Raw genomic sequence first — 16076 nt, forward strand, 5'->3', positions numbered from 1 at the left:
TGGGCAATTCCTGCGCTAAGAAAAAAAACATCACGCATTAAAATATTTCTAAAGTTCGAATTTAAGGTGCCGATACATGGGTTACGGTGAGAAACCGTGGGCAACAGCCCAATAACATCAAGTTGTAATTGATAAGGAAAAGATCATGGCACAAGTCATCAATACAAACAGCCTGTCGCTGTTGACCCAAAATAACCTGAACAAATCTCAGTCTGCTCTGGGCTCTGCTATCGAGCGTCTGTCTTCTGGTCTGCGTATTAACAGCGCGAAAGATGATGCGGCTGGCCAGGCGATTGCTAACCGTTTCACCGCGAACATCAAAGGCCTGACTCAGGCTTCCCGTAACGCCAACGACGGTATCTCTATCGCGCAGACCACTGAAGGTGCGCTGAACGAAATTAACAACAACCTGCAGCGTGTGCGTGAACTGACCGTTCAGGCACAGAACGGTACCAACAACGGTACTGACCTGTCCTCCATCCAGGATGAAATTAAACAGCGTCTGGACGAAATTGACCGCGTTTCTGCTCAGACCCAGTTTAACGGTACCAATGTCCTGTCTAAGAACCAGACTCTGTCTATTCAGGTTGGCGCCAATGATAACGAAACCATTGATATTAAACTGAGTGAAGTTACCGCAAGTACTCTGAATATGGCTGGTTTTAACGTTACTGGGCCGACTGGAACGCCGGGAGCTGTTACCGCTGGAACTGTTAAGAATATATGGGGGCAAACTACAGCTATTGACGCAGCAAAAGTGACCGTTGAGAACACTAATAAAGCAGCTTTAGCTGGCAAACTAGGAGTTGCCGACGCTTCATTAAAGGGAATAGGAGCAGCCGCACTACAGGATAATAATGGCAATTTATTTGCCAAAGTTACTATTAATACAACAGACGCAACTGAAATTGCCACTTTGGAAAAAGCAGGCGTTTCAGTAAAATCTGGTGTAGACGCTGATTTTTATGTGGCTCTAAATCCGGCAGATGCTGTTACTGCTACCGATACAGCGAAGTTTACTATTAGTACAGCAGATTTTTCTGCTAAGTCTCTTAAAACACAAGCTACCGCAAGCCCGCTGAAGGCAATTGATGACGCGTTGGCAAATATCGATAAACAGCGTTCTTCTCTTGGTGCGATTCAAAACCGTTTTGAATCTGCGATCACCAACCTCGGTAACACAGTCAATAACCTGTCTGCTGCCCGTAGCCGTATCGAAGATTCCGACTACGCGACCGAAGTGTCTAACATGTCTCGTGCGCAGATCCTGCAGCAGGCGGGTACTTCTGTTCTGGCGCAGGCTAACCAGACCACGCAAAACGTGCTCTCTTTACTGCGTTAATCTGGCGATAGTTTTTTAAGTCAGTCAGTACAATCAAGGTGGCGAAAGTCACCTTGATTTTTTTTACCGGAGCAAACGTAATGAAAGAAATTTTAATTACTGAACCTGCCTTTGTCGCGGCGTTCAATTGTGTGGGGAGCGATTGTCGCGACCATTGCTGTAAAGAGTGGAGCATCGCGGTAGATAAACCCACGGTAAAAAAATATCTGGCAAATAAAGACAAGGTTATTCAGACCATCGCGAAAGAAAGCATCCAGTTGGTTAAAAAGGACACGCTCAACTGGGGAACGATTGTATTTGCATCTGAATCCGGTAACTGCCCGTATTTTGGCGATGACAAACTATGCATGGTGCATAAACGGTTGGGGGCGAACGCACTGAGTAAAACCTGTGCCATTTATCCCCGTTATTATCGTACCTATAAAAATGATGTCCACCATTCACTGAATATTTCCTGCCCGGAAGTGGTCAGGTTATTGCTGAGTGAGCCTGATGCGATGAAATTTAATGAACGCATCACGTTGCAGCCAGCGCCCAACGCCGCGAAACCGCTTTCGGTCGCTCATAAGGTACTGAGCCTGTTTTGCCTGGATTTGATCGGACGGGCTGACGTTGAGGTTGAACCCGCGCTGTTTGCCGTGGTGAAGTTCCTGCTGTTTCTGGAAAAAATTGAGTCGGTCGATGAATCGACAATTACGCAGATTGAATCTATCCATTCGCAACTGGTACAACAGCTGCAAAACGGCGAAGTGATGGGCGATATTACGGGCGACTATCGTGTTAAAGCATCGATGACCGTACTGATGCAAAATTATTTCCGTACTAAGCGGCTGTCTCGTGGGGGAAATACGCTAACGCAATATATAGATTCTCTGCTGCGGGTGTTGGCGGTAGATAATGAGCTGACGCTTGAAGAAAAAATCGCGGATATCGAACAGGTGTGGCAAGACCTTGTTCTGCCCGAAATCGGCAAAACACCGTTTGCGCTTAAAAACTACATCCTCTACAAATTCTGGCAAAATGATTTTCCAGACCTGACATCAGGAACACCACTGCGTGGCCTGTATATGATTGTGGCGGAATATTATTTCATCAAACTATTGGTGGCTGCACATGCAAAAGAAAGGGGTACTGCGAATCTGGATGATCTGATCAGCGTCATTTATAGCTTTCACTCTTCAAGCCAACACAACAAGGCGCTAGCAGAGGACTTTTATCGCTACATTGAACGTTTGAGAATGGGAGACGATTTGTCTCTGGTCTCCTTACTGGTTTAGCGTGTTACCGGAAAGCATTATATTGGTGCTTTCCGGTTAATTGTTTGATTTTAAGTAAATTTTGTTTTTTACTCTTTGCATGTCGCGTTACAAAAGTCAAATAACCCTTCTTTTATAGCCTTATTCCCCCGATAGAACCCCCTGCAGAAACGGATAATCATGCCGATAACTCATTTAACGCAGGGCTGTTTATCGTGAATTCACTCTATACCGCTGAAGGTGTAATGGATAAACACTCGCTGTGGCAGCGTTATGTCCCGTTGGTGCGACACGAAGCATTGCGCCTTCAGGTGCGCTTGCCGGCGAGCGTGGAACTGGATGACCTGCTACAAGCGGGCGGCATCGGGTTATTGAATGCAGTTGACCGATATGACGCTTTGCAAGGAACGGCATTTACCACTTACGCAGTGCAGCGTATTCGTGGAGCTATGCTGGACGAACTACGCAGCCGGGATTGGGTGCCGCGTAGCGTTCGGCGTAATGCTCGCGAAGTGGCACAGGCGATGGGACAACTGGAACAGGAATTAGGGCGCAACGCGACGGAAACCGAAGTGGCGGAGCGTCTGGCGATTCCTGTACAAGAGTATCGTCAGATGTTGCTTGATACCAATAACAGCCAACTCTTCTCCTATGACGAGTGGCGGGAAGAGCATGGCGATAGCATTGAGCTGGTGACCGAAGAGCATCAGCAGGAAAACCCGTTACAACAGCTTCTTGAAGGTAACCTTCGCCAGCGCGTCATGGACGCGATAGAGGCGTTGCCGGAGCGCGAAAAGCTGGTGTTAACGCTGTACTACCAGGAAGAGCTCAATCTGAAAGAGATTGGCGCCGTACTGGAGGTGGGCGAATCGCGGGTCAGCCAGTTGCACAGTCAGGCCATCAAACGTCTACGCACCAAGCTGGGTAAGCTCTAGGGGCCATACCGTTGCCCCTGAACAATGCCGCATAACGAATTGACTACCAGGAGTTATCATGACGGTGCAGCAAACCAAAAGACGGCCTCTAAGCCGCTACCTCAAAGATTTCAAACACAGCCAGACGCATTGCGCCCACTGCTTTAAGTTACTCGACAGGATCACGCTGGTTCGCCGTGGACAGATTGTTAATAAAATCGCTATCTCCCGGCTCGATACGCTGCTCGATGATGCTGCCTGGGAACAGGAGAAAAAAGAGTGGGTGGCATTATGTCGTTTTTGCGGTGACTTGCATTGCAAAGAACAAAGCGACTTTTTTGACATCATCGGCTTTAAACAATTTTTGTTTGAACAAACCGAAATGAGTCACGGCACGGTGCGTGAATATGTGGTGCGCCTGCGTCGTCTCGGCAATCATCTGACCGAACAAAATATCTCTCACGATCTGCTACAGGAAGGTTTCCTCGACGAAAATCTGGCTCCGTGGCTTCCTGAAACCAGTACCAACAACTATCGCATAGCGCTGCGTAAGTATGAGCAGTTCAAAGCCCACACCCATATGGGACATATGCAGAAATCCTCCTGGACAGCCAGTTCTGATATATATTAAAAACGAATAAGGTGTAACAGAGTCGTGTTTGTGAATGAGAGCAAACGCTCTACACTACAGTCATATACACGTCATCCTTCACGTTGCCTCTGTGTTGGCTGCACTCTTTCACCCCAGTCACTTACTTTAGTAAGCTCCTGGGGATTCACTCGCTTGCCGCCTTGATGCAACCCGAATGATTTTGTGTATAAATAGCAGTCACTAATGACAATATTCGGGGTAACTATGAAATTAGCACTTCTGGGACGTCAGGCTCTGATGGGTGTAATGGCTGTTGCACTTGTCGCCGGTATGAGCGCAAAGACCTTTGCCGATGAAGGTCTGTTAAATAAAGTGAAAGAGCGCGGTACGCTGCTGGTCGGTCTGGAAGGGACCTATCCACCGTTTAGTTTTCAGGGTGATGATGGCAAACTGACCGGTTTTGAAGTGGAATTTGCCGAGGCGCTGGCTCAACATCTGGGTGTGAAAGCCTCGCTCAAGCCGACCAAATGGGACGGCATGCTGGCGTCGTTAGATTCCAAACGTATCGATGTCGTTATCAACCAGGTGACGATCTCTGACGAACGTAAGAAAAAATACGATTTCTCTACCCCGTATACGGTTTCCGGTATTCAGGCCCTGGTGAAGAAAGGCAATGAAGGTGTCATTAAAACGGCCGCTGACCTGAAAGGTAAAAAAGTGGGTGTCGGTCTGGGCACGAACTACGAAGAGTGGCTGCGCCAGAACGTTCAGGGCGTGGATATTCGTACCTATGATGATGACCCGACGAAATATCAGGATCTGCGCGTAGGGCGTATCGACGCCATTCTGGTTGACCGTCTGGCCGCGTTGGATCTGGTGAAGAAAACTAAAGATACGCTGGCCGTGACCGGTGAAGCCTTCTCCCGCCAGGAATCAGGTGTTGCGCTGCGTAAAGGCAATGACGATCTGCTGAAAGCGGTAGATGCGGCGATTGCGGATATGCAGAAAGACGGAACGCTGAAAGCCCTTTCTGAAAAATGGTTCGGGGCTGATGTGACGAAATAATCGTCATCCAGATAAAAAAGGCGCCTTTAACAGCGCCTTTTTTTATTTCATTGCGCCTGAATGTGCATAATAAAAAGAACATCACAACAACGAATACCGGAGGCTGTATGCCGCTGCATAACTTAACGCGCTTTCCACGTCTGGAATTTATTGGCGCGCCAACACCGCTCGAATATCTCCCACGCTTTTCTGATTATCTTGGTCGCGACATTTTTATCAAACGCGATGATGTCACGCCGATGGCTATGGGCGGCAATAAGCTGCGCAAGCTGGAGTTTCTGGCTGCCGATGCGCTGCGTGAAGGCGCCGATACGCTGGTCACCGCGGGCGCCATTCAGTCTAACCACGTTCGTCAGACGGCGGCGGTGGCGGCAAAGCTGGGGCTGCACTGCGTGGCATTGCTGGAAAACCCGATTGGCACGACTGCGGAAAACTATCTCAGCAACGGCAACCGCCTGCTGATGGATCTGTTCAATACGCAGATTGAAATGTGCGATGCGTTGACGGACCCGAATGCACAACTCCAGGCGCTGGCGACGCGATTAGAAGCGCAAGGGTTCCGCCCGTACGTGATCCCGGTTGGTGGCTCTAACGCGCTGGGGGCATTGGGTTACGTCGAAAGTGCATTAGAGATCGCTCAGCAGTGTGAAGGGGCGGTGGAACTCTCTTCGGTGGTGGTGGCGTCAGCCAGTGCGGGTACGCATGCGGGCCTGGCGGTCGGCCTGGAACAACTGATGCCGGGTACTGAGCTTATCGGTGTCACCGTTTCGCGCAGTGTTGCTGATCAAAAACCCAAAGTTGTCGCATTGCAGCAGGCTATCGCCCAGGAACTGGAGTTAACGGCGTCAGCCGATATTCTGTTATGGGATGAGTATTTTGCGCCGGGCTACGGTACGCCTAATGAAGAAGGCATGGAGGCAGTAAAACTGCTGGCGCGTCTGGAAGGGATCTTGCTGGATCCGGTCTATACCGGTAAAGCGATGGCGGGTCTGATTGATGGCATCAGCCAGAAGCGCTTCAAAGATGAAGGGCCAATCCTGTTTATTCATACCGGTGGGGCACCAGCGCTGTTTGCCTACCATCCACACGTATAACGGCAAGGTAGAAAAACACGCATGCAAGAAAGTATCCAACTGGTCATTGATTCGCTGCCTTATTTGCTTAAAGGCGCGGTCTTTACGCTCCAACTGAGTATCGGCGGGATGTTTTTCGGCCTGGTGCTGGGGTTTATCCTGGCGCTGATGCGCCTGTCTCCGCTGCTGCCTGTCCGCTGGCTGGCGCGTTTTTATATCTCTATTTTCCGCGGAACGCCGCTGATAGCGCAGCTGTTTATGATCTACTACGGTCTGCCGCAATTTGGCATTGAACTGGACCCGATCCCGGCGGCGATGATTGGTCTGTCGCTGAATACCGCAGCTTATGCGGCTGAAACGCTGCGCGCGGCCATCTCCTCCATTGATAAAGGGCAGTGGGAAGCAGGAGCCAGTATCGGTATGACGCGCTGGCAGACTATGCGCCGGGCGATCCTGCCGCAGGCTGCGCGTGTTGCGCTGCCGCCGCTGAGTAACAGCTTTATCAGTCTGGTGAAAGACACCTCTCTGGCGGCAACGATCCAGGTACCAGAACTGTTCCGTCAGGCGCAGCTGATTACCTCGCGGACGCTGGAGGTGTTCACGATGTATCTGGCGGCCTCGCTGATCTACTGGGTGATGGCGACGGTGCTTTCCGCACTGCAGAACTATTTTGAAGAACAGTTGAACCGCCAGGAGAAAGAGCCGAAATGAGTGCTATCGAAGTCAGAAACCTGGTGAAAAAATTTCACGGGCAAACGGTGCTGCACGGTATCGATCTTGACGTTAAACCCGGTGAAGTGGTGGCGATTATCGGGCCGAGCGGCTCGGGGAAAACCACACTGCTGCGTAGCATTAATTTACTGGAGCAGCCGGAGGCCGGGACGATCAAGGTCGGTGAGATTACCATTGATACCGCGCGTTCGTTAAATCAGCAGAAAGGGCTGATTCGCCAGCTGCGCCAGCATGTGGGGTTTGTGTTCCAGAACTTTAATCTGTTTCCGCATCGCACGGTGCTGGAAAACATCATTGAAGGTCCGGTCATCGTAAAAGGGGAGCCGAAAGCCGAAGCGACAGCCCGCGCGCGTGAGCTTCTGGCGAAGGTCGGACTGGCAGGTAAAGAGACCAGCTATCCACGGCGTTTATCCGGTGGTCAGCAGCAGCGTGTGGCGATTGCCCGGGCACTGGCCATGCGCCCTGAGGTCATTCTTTTTGATGAGCCGACCTCCGCGCTCGACCCGGAACTGGTTGGCGAGGTGCTCAGCACGATTCGTCAGCTGGCGCAGGAAAAACGCACCATGGTGATTGTGACGCATGAAATGAGTTTCGCGCGCGATGTTGCGGACCGGGCAATCTTTATGGATCAAGGACGCATCGTCGAGCAGGGACCGGCGAAATCGTTATTTACTAACCCTCAACAACCCCGCACTCGCCAGTTTCTTGAAAAATTTTTGATGCAATAAACTGTGCTTAAGCACTCACTGAAATCGTTTTCGGTGAGTGCTAATCGCATAACTATTTATAATTATTGCTTTAATATTAAGCTGAAACGCTGATGACATTATCTTGCGTAGAGTCAGGCTCAAGTAATTTCATTCATGTCCGATAATTTGCATATATAAAATACATTTATGTGTTAGCGTGTTCATACATTCGTGATGATTATCAATCTCAGGGGCATTACCACTTAGTATGCAGGATCAAGATTTCTTCACCTGGCGACGGAGCATGCTGTTACGCTTTCAGGAAATGGCGACGGCAGAGGATGTCTATAATGAATTACAGCACCAGACGCAACATCTGGAGTTCGATTTTTACGCACTCTGTGTCCGTCATCCCGTCCCGTTCACCCGACCCAAAACGTCATTCCACACGACGTATCCCAAAGCTTGGGTCGCGCATTATCAATCGGAAAACTATTTCGCTATCGACCCGGTTCTGAAACCAGAGAATTTCAATCAGGGGCATTTGCCCTGGAATGACTCTTTATTCCGCGATGCTCAGCCACTGTGGGATGCCGCGCGTAATCACGGTTTACGTAAGGGGATGACGCAATGCTTAATGTTGCCAAACCGGGCGTTAGGCTTTTTATCCGTCTCGCGTGCGAGTGTGCGCAGCAGTCGTTTCGCACAAGATGAAATAGAGCTTCGGATGCAATTGCTGGTACGTGAAAGTCTGTCAGTGTTAACGCGGCTGGAAGATGACATGGTCATGGCGCCGGAAATGCGTTTTAGCAAACGGGAAAAAGAGATTTTAAAATGGACAGCGGAAGGGAAAACGTCTTCAGAGATAGCGATGATTCTGTCGATTTCTGAAAATACCGTTAACTTCCATCAGAAAAATATGCAGAAGAAGTTTAATGCGCCGAACAAAACACAGATAGCCTGCTACGCGGCAGCAACCGGACTTATCTGAGTATATTATCGTTCTGAGTGTCAGACGCAAAACCGGCTGAGAGCATCGCTGTCAGCCGGTTTCTTATTACTGACGGTAGGCCTGTTTAATTTGTTTAACAGTGCTGGAAAATACTGCAGCCTGTGTTTCGTCCTCAATCAGCGAGATCTGTTTTTCCATCTTAAGAATCACGCGTCCTGCATCAGCTTGTCCCATTGCCTGCAGCATCAGCGTTAACATGGCTTTCAGGCAGGTAACTTCATTAGCCAGTTCTTGGTTATTCTCGGCAGTGGAAAAGTCAGGCGTACTCATTTATTTTCCTCGTTATGTTTCAATGAAAAAGTGCGATGGCAAATGTCAAGGCGCGGGAGTATACCATAAGCTTTGCTAAAAATAGGAGTGGTTGTTTTTTGTGCAAGCCAGAGACGGCGGCATTAAAATAAACAACAAGCGGCAGCGCATATATTTTCCCCATCCTTTGTATATTTTGAGTTTTTTACTCGTTAATTATTGTTACAACTTTTCTCTTCTATTTAGCATTCCGTGGCTGAATATGAATTTTTTGTCACTATTCTGAAACTGTTATGCAGATATAACCCCGGCAGCAGGCTTTATGCGGTGAAAGTTTCCACGCGTCGTACAATCTAATTTCCAAAAACGAGAGCAAAATCGAATGACAAGCGTTTTTTACAATTCAAAGTTGAGATAAAACCCGTTAACATAGGAGAGATTAACCATCGGTAGCGTTATCCCTATTCTGGAGATATTCCTTTGATCAACGTTTTTCTTGTTGATGACCACGAACTGGTGCGCGCAGGGATACGACGCATTCTTGAAGATATTAAAGGCATTAAAGTTGTCGGCGAAGCGTGCTGCGGTGAAGATGCGGTTAAATGGTGCCGCTCCAATTCCGTAGACGTCGTGCTAATGGACATGAATATGCCTGGTATTGGGGGGCTTGAAGCAACCCGTAAAATTGCGCGTTCAACGGCTGACATTAAAGTGATCATGCTGACCGTCCATACCGAAAATCCGTTGCCGGCCAAAGTCATGCAGGCAGGCGCGGCGGGGTACCTCAGTAAAGGGGCGGCGCCTCAGGAAGTGGTTAACGCGATTCGTTCGGTTTTTTCCGGGCAACGTTATATTGCATCCGATATCGCCCAGCAGATGGCGCTCAGCCAGATCGAGCCTGAGAAAACGGAAACGCCGTTTGCCAGTTTGTCTGAACGCGAGTTGCAGATTATGCTGATGATCACCAAAGGCCAGAAGGTCAATGAGATCTCAGAACAGCTGAATCTCAGTCCTAAAACGGTGAACAGTTACCGCTATCGAATGTTCAGTAAATTAAACATTCACGGCGACGTTGAGCTGACTCACCTGGCAATTCGCCATGGCCTGTGTAATGCGGAGACATTAACAAGCCAGTGACCGATCAGTTTGATGCAAAAGCTTTCCTGAAAACCGTAACCAGTCAGCCCGGCGTTTATCGCATGTATGATATCGCCGGGACGGTTATCTATGTCGGTAAAGCGAAAGATCTGAAAAAACGACTTTCCAGCTACTTCCGTAGTAACCTCGCCTCGCGTAAAACCGAAGCGCTGGTGGCGCAAATTCAACAGATTGATGTCACGGTGACGCACACCGAAACCGAAGCATTATTGCTCGAGCACAATTACATCAAGCTGTACCAGCCACGCTACAACGTGTTGCTGCGTGACGATAAATCCTATCCGTTTATTTTTCTCAGTGGCGATACCCATCCGCGTCTGGCGATGCATCGTGGAGCGAAGCATGCCAAAGGCGAGTACTTTGGCCCGTTTCCCAACGGCTATGCCGTGCGCGAGACGCTGGCGCTGTTGCAGAAAATTTTTCCGATTCGCCAGTGTGAAAATAGCGTTTATCGCAATCGCTCGCGTCCTTGCCTGCAGTACCAGATTGGCCGTTGCCTCGGTCCCTGTGTGGCGGGGCTGGTGAGCGAGGATGAGTATGCGCAGCAGGTGGATTACGTCCGGTTGTTCTTATCTGGCAAAGACGATCAGGTTTTAACGCAATTGATCGCCAGGATGGAGAAGGCCAGCCAACAGCTTGAGTTTGAAGAGGCCGCGCGTATCCGCGACCAAATCCAGGCCGTACGCCGCGTAACAGAAAAACAGTTTGTGTCTAATACTGGTGATGATCTGGACGTCATCGGTGTGGCGTTTGATGCCGGGATGGCCTGCGTACACGTTCTGTTTATCCGCCAGGGTAAAGTTTTAGGAAGCCGTAGCTACTTCCCGAAAGTGCCGGGTGGAACGGAACTGGGCGAAGTGGTGGAAACCTTTGTTGGACAATTCTATTTACAGGGCAGCCAGATGCGCACCTTACCCGGTGAGATCCTGCTTGATTTTAATCTTAGTGATAAGACGCTGCTGGCGGACTCGTTGTCTGAGCTGGCCGGACGGCGAATCAACGTACAGACGAAACCGCGTGGCGACCGCGCCCGTTACCTGAAGCTGGCGCGTACCAATGCGGCAACCGCGCTAACCACGAAACTGTCACAGCAGTCCACCATTACGCAACGCCTGACAGCGCTGGCGTCGGTTCTGAAATTACCTGCCGTTAAACGCATGGAGTGTTTTGATATCAGCCACACCATGGGTGAACAGACGGTGGCGTCCTGTGTGGTTTTTGATGCGAACGGACCTCTGCGTGCGGAATACCGCCGCTACAACATTACGGGTATTACGCCCGGTGATGATTATGCCGCGATGAATCAGGTTCTGCGTCGGCGCTACGGTAAGGCGATCGAAGAAAGTAAGATTCCGGACGTTATTCTGATCGATGGTGGTAAAGGCCAGCTAGGGCAGGCAAAAGCCGTTTTCGCGGAGCTGGATGTCGCGTGGGATAAACAGCACCCGTTACTGCTCGGTGTGGCGAAAGGAGCCGACCGTAAAGCCGGTCTGGAAACGCTGTTTTTTGAGCCGGAAGGCGAGGGGTTTAGCCTGCCGCCTGATTCGCCGGCATTACACGTTATTCAGCATATTCGCGATGAATCCCACGATCATGCCATTAGCGGGCACCGTAAAAAACGGGCGAAAGTGAAAAGCACCAGTACGCTGGAAACGATTGAAGGCGTTGGACCTAAACGCCGGCAGATGTTGTTAAAGTACATGGGCGGGTTGCAAGGCCTTCGTAACGCGAGTATTGAAGAAATTGCAAAAGTGCCGGGTATTTCGCAAGGTCTGGCAGAAAAGATCTTCTACTCGTTGAAACATTAGGCCCTCTGTAGCAACATAGGGGTAATTTCTCTGACAACAGATAGTTATCCGCCCTATGCAATTTAATATCCCTACATTGCTCACGCTGTTTCGCGTCATTCTGATCCCATTCTTTGTATTGGCGTTTTACCTGCCATTCACCTGGGCACCTTTTGTCTGTGCGCTGATTTTCTGTATCGCGGCGGTCACTGACTGGTTTGACGGTTTTCTGGCGCGTCGCTGGAACCAGAGCACGCGTTTTGGCGCCTTTTTGGATCCGGTTGCCGATAAGGTGCTGGTGGCTATCGCGATGGTGCTGGTGACGGAACACTATCATAGCTGGTGGGTAACATTACCCGCCGCCACGATGATCGCGCGTGAAATCATTATTTCAGCTCTGCGTGAATGGATGGCTGAACTCGGCAAGCGCAGCAGCGTGGCAGTCTCCTGGATCGGTAAAGTGAAAACCACATCACAAATGGCGGCGTTAGCATGGCTGTTGTGGCGTCCGAATATTTGGGTTGAGTACGCCGGGATCGCACTTTTCTTTGTCGCCGCGATACTGACATTATGGTCAATGTTCCAGTATTTGAGCGCTGCACGTGGAGATTTGCTTGATCAGTGATCGTTTCGCCGCAAATTTCAGCAAACGATCATCGGTGGTGAAAAATATCGTTGACTCATTGCGTCAGGTAAGTAGAATGCAACGCATCGAACGGCAGCACTGATTGCCAGACGATAACAAAATCAAGTGATTAACAAAGTTACTTGGTGATGCGGGAATAGCTCAGTTGGTAGAGCACGACCTTGCCAAGGTCGGGGTCGCGAGTTCGAGTCTCGTTTCCCGCTCCAAATTAAAAGCACTGGCGTTTGCGGGTGCTGGCTGAAAAGCCTGAAGATTTCGGCGCGTTAGCAAAGCGGTTATGTAGCGGATTGCAAATCCGTCTAGTCCGGTTCGACTCCGGAACGCGCCTCCAATTTCTTCCCGAGCCCGGATGGTGGAATCGGTAGACACAAGGGATTTAAAATCCCTCGGCGTTCGCGCTGTGTGGGTTCAAGTCCCACTCCGGGTACCATGGGAAAGAATAGAATAATCAAAGCAATAAGCAGTGTCGTGAAACCACCTACGGGTGGTTTTTTTGTTTTTGTCGTTTGCCAGTGGCAGCAAAATGGCAGCAGCGTGGCAGCATATTTTTGTGTTTGTCTATTTTGCCTCTTGGCGGTTATCGAACGGGTTAAGTGCTACCGCAGCATCAAGGTGGTTTGGGGCAAAATGCGCATACCTCATTGTCATCATGATCGTGCTGTGCCCGAGAATTTGCTGTAACACCAAAATATTCCCACCTCGCATCATGAAGTGACTCGCGAATGTATGACGTAGTACATGGGTACGCTGTCCTTTGGGTAGCTCTATACCTGCGCGTGCGAGAGCTGCCTTAAAAGCCTCGTATGCGGGTGAGAAGAGGGCACCACGCTTTTTAGGGAGCATCGCCTGTAGTTGTTGTGAAATTGGCACTGTGCGGTTCTTCTTGCTTTTGGTTTGCGTAAACGTCAGACGACCAGGAAGGATTTGAGATTGCTTTAAGTCTTGAGCCTCGCTCCATCGTGCACCGGTCGCCAGACAAATCCGTACGATAATCCCTAAATCTTTATTTGCGGACTGGTCGCATGCTGCAAGCAATCGGTCAATTTCTTCCTCATACAGAAAAGCCAGCTCCTGATCACCTTCTTTGAACTGCCTGATTCCAGACAGCGGGTTATCTCCTTCCCATTCCCCCAGCCGCTTCATTTCCGAGAATACTGCATGCAGATAAGACTGCTCGCGGTTTACTGTCGCTTCACTCAGCTTCTTCTTGCCTTTCTGATTCCATTCACCACTCAAACGCCGTTCCCGGTATACAGCGAAAGTGTTTTTATCAAAGTGAGAAGCCAATGGATCACCAAGACGTTCGCATATGGCCAGTAATTTCACCTTTCTTTCATCACCAGATGAGAGCGTTTTGCCATGCATCTCGTACCAGCGTTCAACGAATGCCGAAAGAGTCACAGCGCTGTCGTTTACCGGCTGGTTTGCAGCGTTATTCATTAAACGGCGCTCATGGGAGAGCGCCTCCCCTTTGGTAGCAAATTGCTTACGTATGCGTTTCCCATCACGCCCGTAAGGGAAGCACTGACAAAGCCATTTACCGGAGGGTAGTTTTCGGACGGTCAATTACTCACCTCTGCATCATCATCAGATCCTGCATACGCGAGTGAAATGAACATTTCCGCAGCGTTATCAAGATGTGCATAGGTTGATGTAAATTCGATATCTCGACACCTACAGACGAATGGGCGCGTTTGATTTTCTGGTTGGAAGGATAAACTTACAACTGGAGTTTTGCGTGGTTTACCATTTTTGAAAAAGTCACAGACATCCAAACGATTGCAAAGGCCTGCATCATCTTGATAAGTAGCAACATGCCACCCCATACCATGAAGTGTATCGGCAAATGCTAAATGCACTTCTTCGATATTTTTATATAAGCCAACGGAGTATTGTTTTTTCTTACTCTCATTACGTTTTCTTGGCAGGGATGGGAGCCTTGCTACACCAGGTATTTCAATTTTTTCCAAGCTGAATGTTTTTACCGGGTGAGTCGGAGATGATAGGTCCGCTGCTCGCAGCGTAAAGTTATCAAGCAATGTCAGAGGAAGGATATCTCTTGCTGCTCCGGATCGTTCACCTCCGTGATAAATGATTGATAAATTATCTTTGGTATCAATTGACGACCAGATCAGGTCCAGAAGAGGGTGTTCATCATGGATTGTAAATGTTGGTGTATTGCCCTTTTGACCTTCTATATTTTGCGCATCCGACAAGGGGGATAGGTTAAGAAATTGCTCGGTCGACAGCACCTCTGAACCTTGCTGAGATGCCTTTTTTATTTTGCTCGGACCAGCATTTTCACCGCAACAGAGATAGTTAAGATCCTTGGTGACATCACTTCTAACGACATATCCACGAGCCTTAGCAATTTCAATAAGCTCATTTTTGTCTTTTTTCCCAAAACCTGTAAAACAAATAGTCCTCATATAAAACCCCACGAAGTCAGAAAAATAATGAACCTAACAGGAAACCAATTAAGAAGATGACAATGAATTCTTTAGCGTGGGATCGCAGCAATGTAGTGACATCCAATGGAGAGTGATTCTCTCTCGGGGGAGAAGGCGGAATATCTTGTGTTTGCTGGTCCAGCCACGATAAACACATTTGAAGCTGGTTGCGTGTTAGGTCATTCAGTCGACCAGTTCCGAAGTTAACATGGCAATAACGAATCAGTTTCTGCCTCAATTCGCTGTCTTCACTATTTCGAAGGAGAAGGCTAACAAGTGCTTTACTTGCATCTTTATCCTTAGCGCGTTCGAGCATGGACTGCAAAAAGCTAACTGCAGTCTGATATTGGTTGACGGTCATTTCTTCGATACTCGAAACGCCAATCTCTGCATGCAGCTTTTGCCAGATCTCATATGCTTCATTGCCGTAGGAATCAGAAACAAGCGCTACTAGGGCATTAAGTTCTTTTCTCTGCGCCCTAACCAAAGGACGCTCATCGTGAGTATCTGAGGGAATCGCAATGTTGATGGTGTGACGACCATCAAATTTATCGATCTGAACGCGGTTTTCTGTGAAGTCGCGTCCAGCGGTGCGGTTTTGATCTCCAGAGGAATTCACTTCCATACTGCTTCCCTATTTATTTTTTTTCGTTGTAATCCCTGCCAGCCACTCGGTTGCCATTTCCTGACACATTGACTGAGTTTGAGACGGAGTTGCCAGCCGTTAAGGCTGCAAATACAGCAGCTTTGATGGCTAATGGGGCGTTTCTGAAATGATTAATTAGATCATGCTCGTCCCGTGTTAGTGCAACACCACCAGATTCTTGCCCTGTCAAAATGAACTGGACGTTAGCCCCATTGAGGGCGAAGGAACACAAAACATTGCCGCCGGGAACGGCAGCGCCTCGCTCATACTTCCCCCAAATTTCTCTGGATATACCGCAAAGTTCTGCAATGGAGGCTTGATTAAAGCCCAATCTTTTCCGTTCATTTTTCAATCTGATAGCGCATTGAGAATCAAAGTTCATAAAACACCGTTTGACAATGAGAACTACTGTTCTCATAATGTTTTTCACAGACACTTAGCAGATCACAATATACCACTATGACA

At 49.0% G+C, this 16076-nt stretch carries 18 protein-coding genes and 3 tRNA genes; 15 read left to right on the top strand and 6 right to left on the bottom strand.

Annotation, left to right across the window (positions count from 1 at the left end; genetic code table 11):
- The first annotated feature begins 145 nt into the window (after positions 1-145).
- The 9 genes from N7268_RS18950 to sdiA all read left to right on the top strand — a co-directional run bounded on the left by N7268_RS18950 (position 146) and on the right by sdiA (position 8654).
- Positions 146-1342, top strand: coding sequence for a FliC/FljB family flagellin (locus N7268_RS18950; RefSeq protein ID WP_260864063.1), 1197 nt, complete (start codon positions 146-148; stop codon positions 1340-1342).
- 80 nt (positions 1343-1422) lie between these two features.
- Positions 1423-2619, top strand: coding sequence for a flagellin lysine-N-methylase (fliB, locus tag N7268_RS18955; protein WP_260864064.1), 1197 nt, complete (start codon positions 1423-1425; stop codon positions 2617-2619).
- A gap of 194 nt (positions 2620-2813) precedes the next feature.
- On the top strand, positions 2814-3533 hold the full coding sequence (gene fliA, locus N7268_RS18960; protein ID WP_016153479.1) for an RNA polymerase sigma factor FliA: 720 nt from the start codon (positions 2814-2816) through the stop codon (positions 3531-3533).
- Between the two features lie 58 nt (positions 3534-3591).
- Entirely contained in the window at positions 3592-4143 is a 552-nt protein-coding gene (fliZ, locus tag N7268_RS18965) for a flagella biosynthesis regulatory protein FliZ (protein ID WP_260864065.1), read from the top strand.
- Positions 4144-4368: 225 nt separating this feature from the next.
- Positions 4369-5169, top strand: coding sequence for a cystine ABC transporter substrate-binding protein (tcyJ, locus tag N7268_RS18970; RefSeq protein WP_260864066.1), 801 nt, complete (start codon positions 4369-4371; stop codon positions 5167-5169).
- Between the two features lie 107 nt (positions 5170-5276).
- On the top strand, positions 5277-6263 hold the full coding sequence (gene dcyD / locus N7268_RS18975; protein ID WP_260864067.1) for a D-cysteine desulfhydrase: 987 nt from the start codon (positions 5277-5279) through the stop codon (positions 6261-6263).
- Between the two features lie 21 nt (positions 6264-6284).
- Positions 6285-6953: a cystine ABC transporter permease gene (tcyL, locus tag N7268_RS18980; protein WP_198903801.1), complete on the top strand. Its 669-nt coding sequence runs from the start codon at positions 6285-6287 to the stop codon at positions 6951-6953.
- Positions 6950-7702, top strand: coding sequence for an L-cystine ABC transporter ATP-binding protein TcyN (gene tcyN / locus N7268_RS18985; RefSeq protein WP_260864068.1), 753 nt, complete (start codon positions 6950-6952; stop codon positions 7700-7702). The genes tcyL and tcyN overlap by 4 nt, the downstream gene beginning before the upstream one ends.
- A gap of 229 nt (positions 7703-7931) precedes the next feature.
- On the top strand, positions 7932-8654 hold the full coding sequence (gene sdiA / locus N7268_RS18990) for a transcriptional regulator SdiA (protein ID WP_260864069.1): 723 nt from the start codon (positions 7932-7934) through the stop codon (positions 8652-8654).
- 66 nt (positions 8655-8720) lie between these two features.
- Here the strand turns inward: sdiA and N7268_RS18995 are convergent, their stop codons facing one another.
- The gene (locus tag N7268_RS18995) at positions 8721-8945 is read right to left on the bottom strand and encodes a DUF2594 family protein (protein ID WP_198903804.1); all 225 of its coding nucleotides are present in this window, start codon (positions 8943-8945) and stop codon (positions 8721-8723) included.
- 19 nt (positions 8946-8964) lie between these two features.
- Complete coding sequence (locus N7268_RS19000) at positions 8965-9108, bottom strand: hypothetical protein (protein ID WP_260864070.1); 144 nt, start codon at positions 9106-9108, stop codon at positions 8965-8967.
- Positions 9109-9404: 296 nt separating this feature from the next.
- On the opposite strand from N7268_RS19000, the gene uvrY reads away from it, so the two are divergent.
- From uvrY to N7268_RS19030, 6 genes are all read left to right on the top strand, one after another.
- The gene (gene uvrY / locus N7268_RS19005; RefSeq protein ID WP_198903805.1) at positions 9405-10061 is read left to right on the top strand and encodes a UvrY/SirA/GacA family response regulator transcription factor; all 657 of its coding nucleotides are present in this window, start codon (positions 9405-9407) and stop codon (positions 10059-10061) included.
- Positions 10058-11890 carry an excinuclease ABC subunit UvrC gene (gene uvrC, locus N7268_RS19010; RefSeq protein ID WP_260864071.1) on the top strand — a complete coding sequence of 611 codons (1833 nt, stop codon included), beginning with the start codon at positions 10058-10060 and terminating at the stop codon, positions 11888-11890. The genes uvrY and uvrC overlap by 4 nt, the downstream gene beginning before the upstream one ends.
- A 55-nt stretch (positions 11891-11945) precedes the next feature.
- Positions 11946-12494, top strand: a complete 549-nt coding sequence (gene pgsA / locus N7268_RS19015; RefSeq protein ID WP_003030490.1) for a CDP-diacylglycerol--glycerol-3-phosphate 3-phosphatidyltransferase — start codon at positions 11946-11948, stop codon at positions 12492-12494.
- 151 nt (positions 12495-12645) lie between these two features.
- Positions 12646-12721: transfer RNA gene (locus N7268_RS19020), tRNA-Gly, on the top strand.
- A gap of 51 nt (positions 12722-12772) precedes the next feature.
- Positions 12773-12846: transfer RNA gene (locus tag N7268_RS19025), tRNA-Cys, on the top strand.
- A gap of 12 nt (positions 12847-12858) precedes the next feature.
- A tRNA-Leu gene (locus N7268_RS19030) sits at positions 12859-12945 on the top strand.
- A 128-nt stretch (positions 12946-13073) separates the two neighbouring features.
- Here the strand turns inward: N7268_RS19030 and N7268_RS19035 are convergent.
- The 4 genes from N7268_RS19035 to N7268_RS19050 are packed head-to-tail and all read right to left on the bottom strand — an operon-like array spanning position 13074 to position 15993.
- Positions 13074-14081, bottom strand: coding sequence for a tyrosine-type recombinase/integrase (locus N7268_RS19035; RefSeq protein WP_039268413.1), 1008 nt, complete (start codon positions 14079-14081; stop codon positions 13074-13076).
- Positions 14078-14944: a BRCT domain-containing protein gene (locus tag N7268_RS19040; RefSeq protein WP_101701024.1), complete on the bottom strand. Its 867-nt coding sequence runs from the start codon at positions 14942-14944 to the stop codon at positions 14078-14080. The genes N7268_RS19035 and N7268_RS19040 overlap by 4 nt, the downstream gene beginning before the upstream one ends.
- Before the next feature lie 16 nt (positions 14945-14960).
- On the bottom strand, positions 14961-15590 hold the full coding sequence (locus N7268_RS19045) for a membrane protein (protein WP_039268412.1): 630 nt from the start codon (positions 15588-15590) through the stop codon (positions 14961-14963).
- 13 nt (positions 15591-15603) lie between these two features.
- On the bottom strand, positions 15604-15993 hold the full coding sequence (locus tag N7268_RS19050; protein ID WP_101701044.1) for a helix-turn-helix domain-containing protein: 390 nt from the start codon (positions 15991-15993) through the stop codon (positions 15604-15606).
- Between the last annotated feature and the right edge of the window lie 83 nt (positions 15994-16076).

The organism is Citrobacter sp. Marseille-Q6884 (assembly GCF_945906775.1).
In the GTDB taxonomy this organism is placed as follows: domain Bacteria; phylum Pseudomonadota; class Gammaproteobacteria; order Enterobacterales; family Enterobacteriaceae; genus Citrobacter.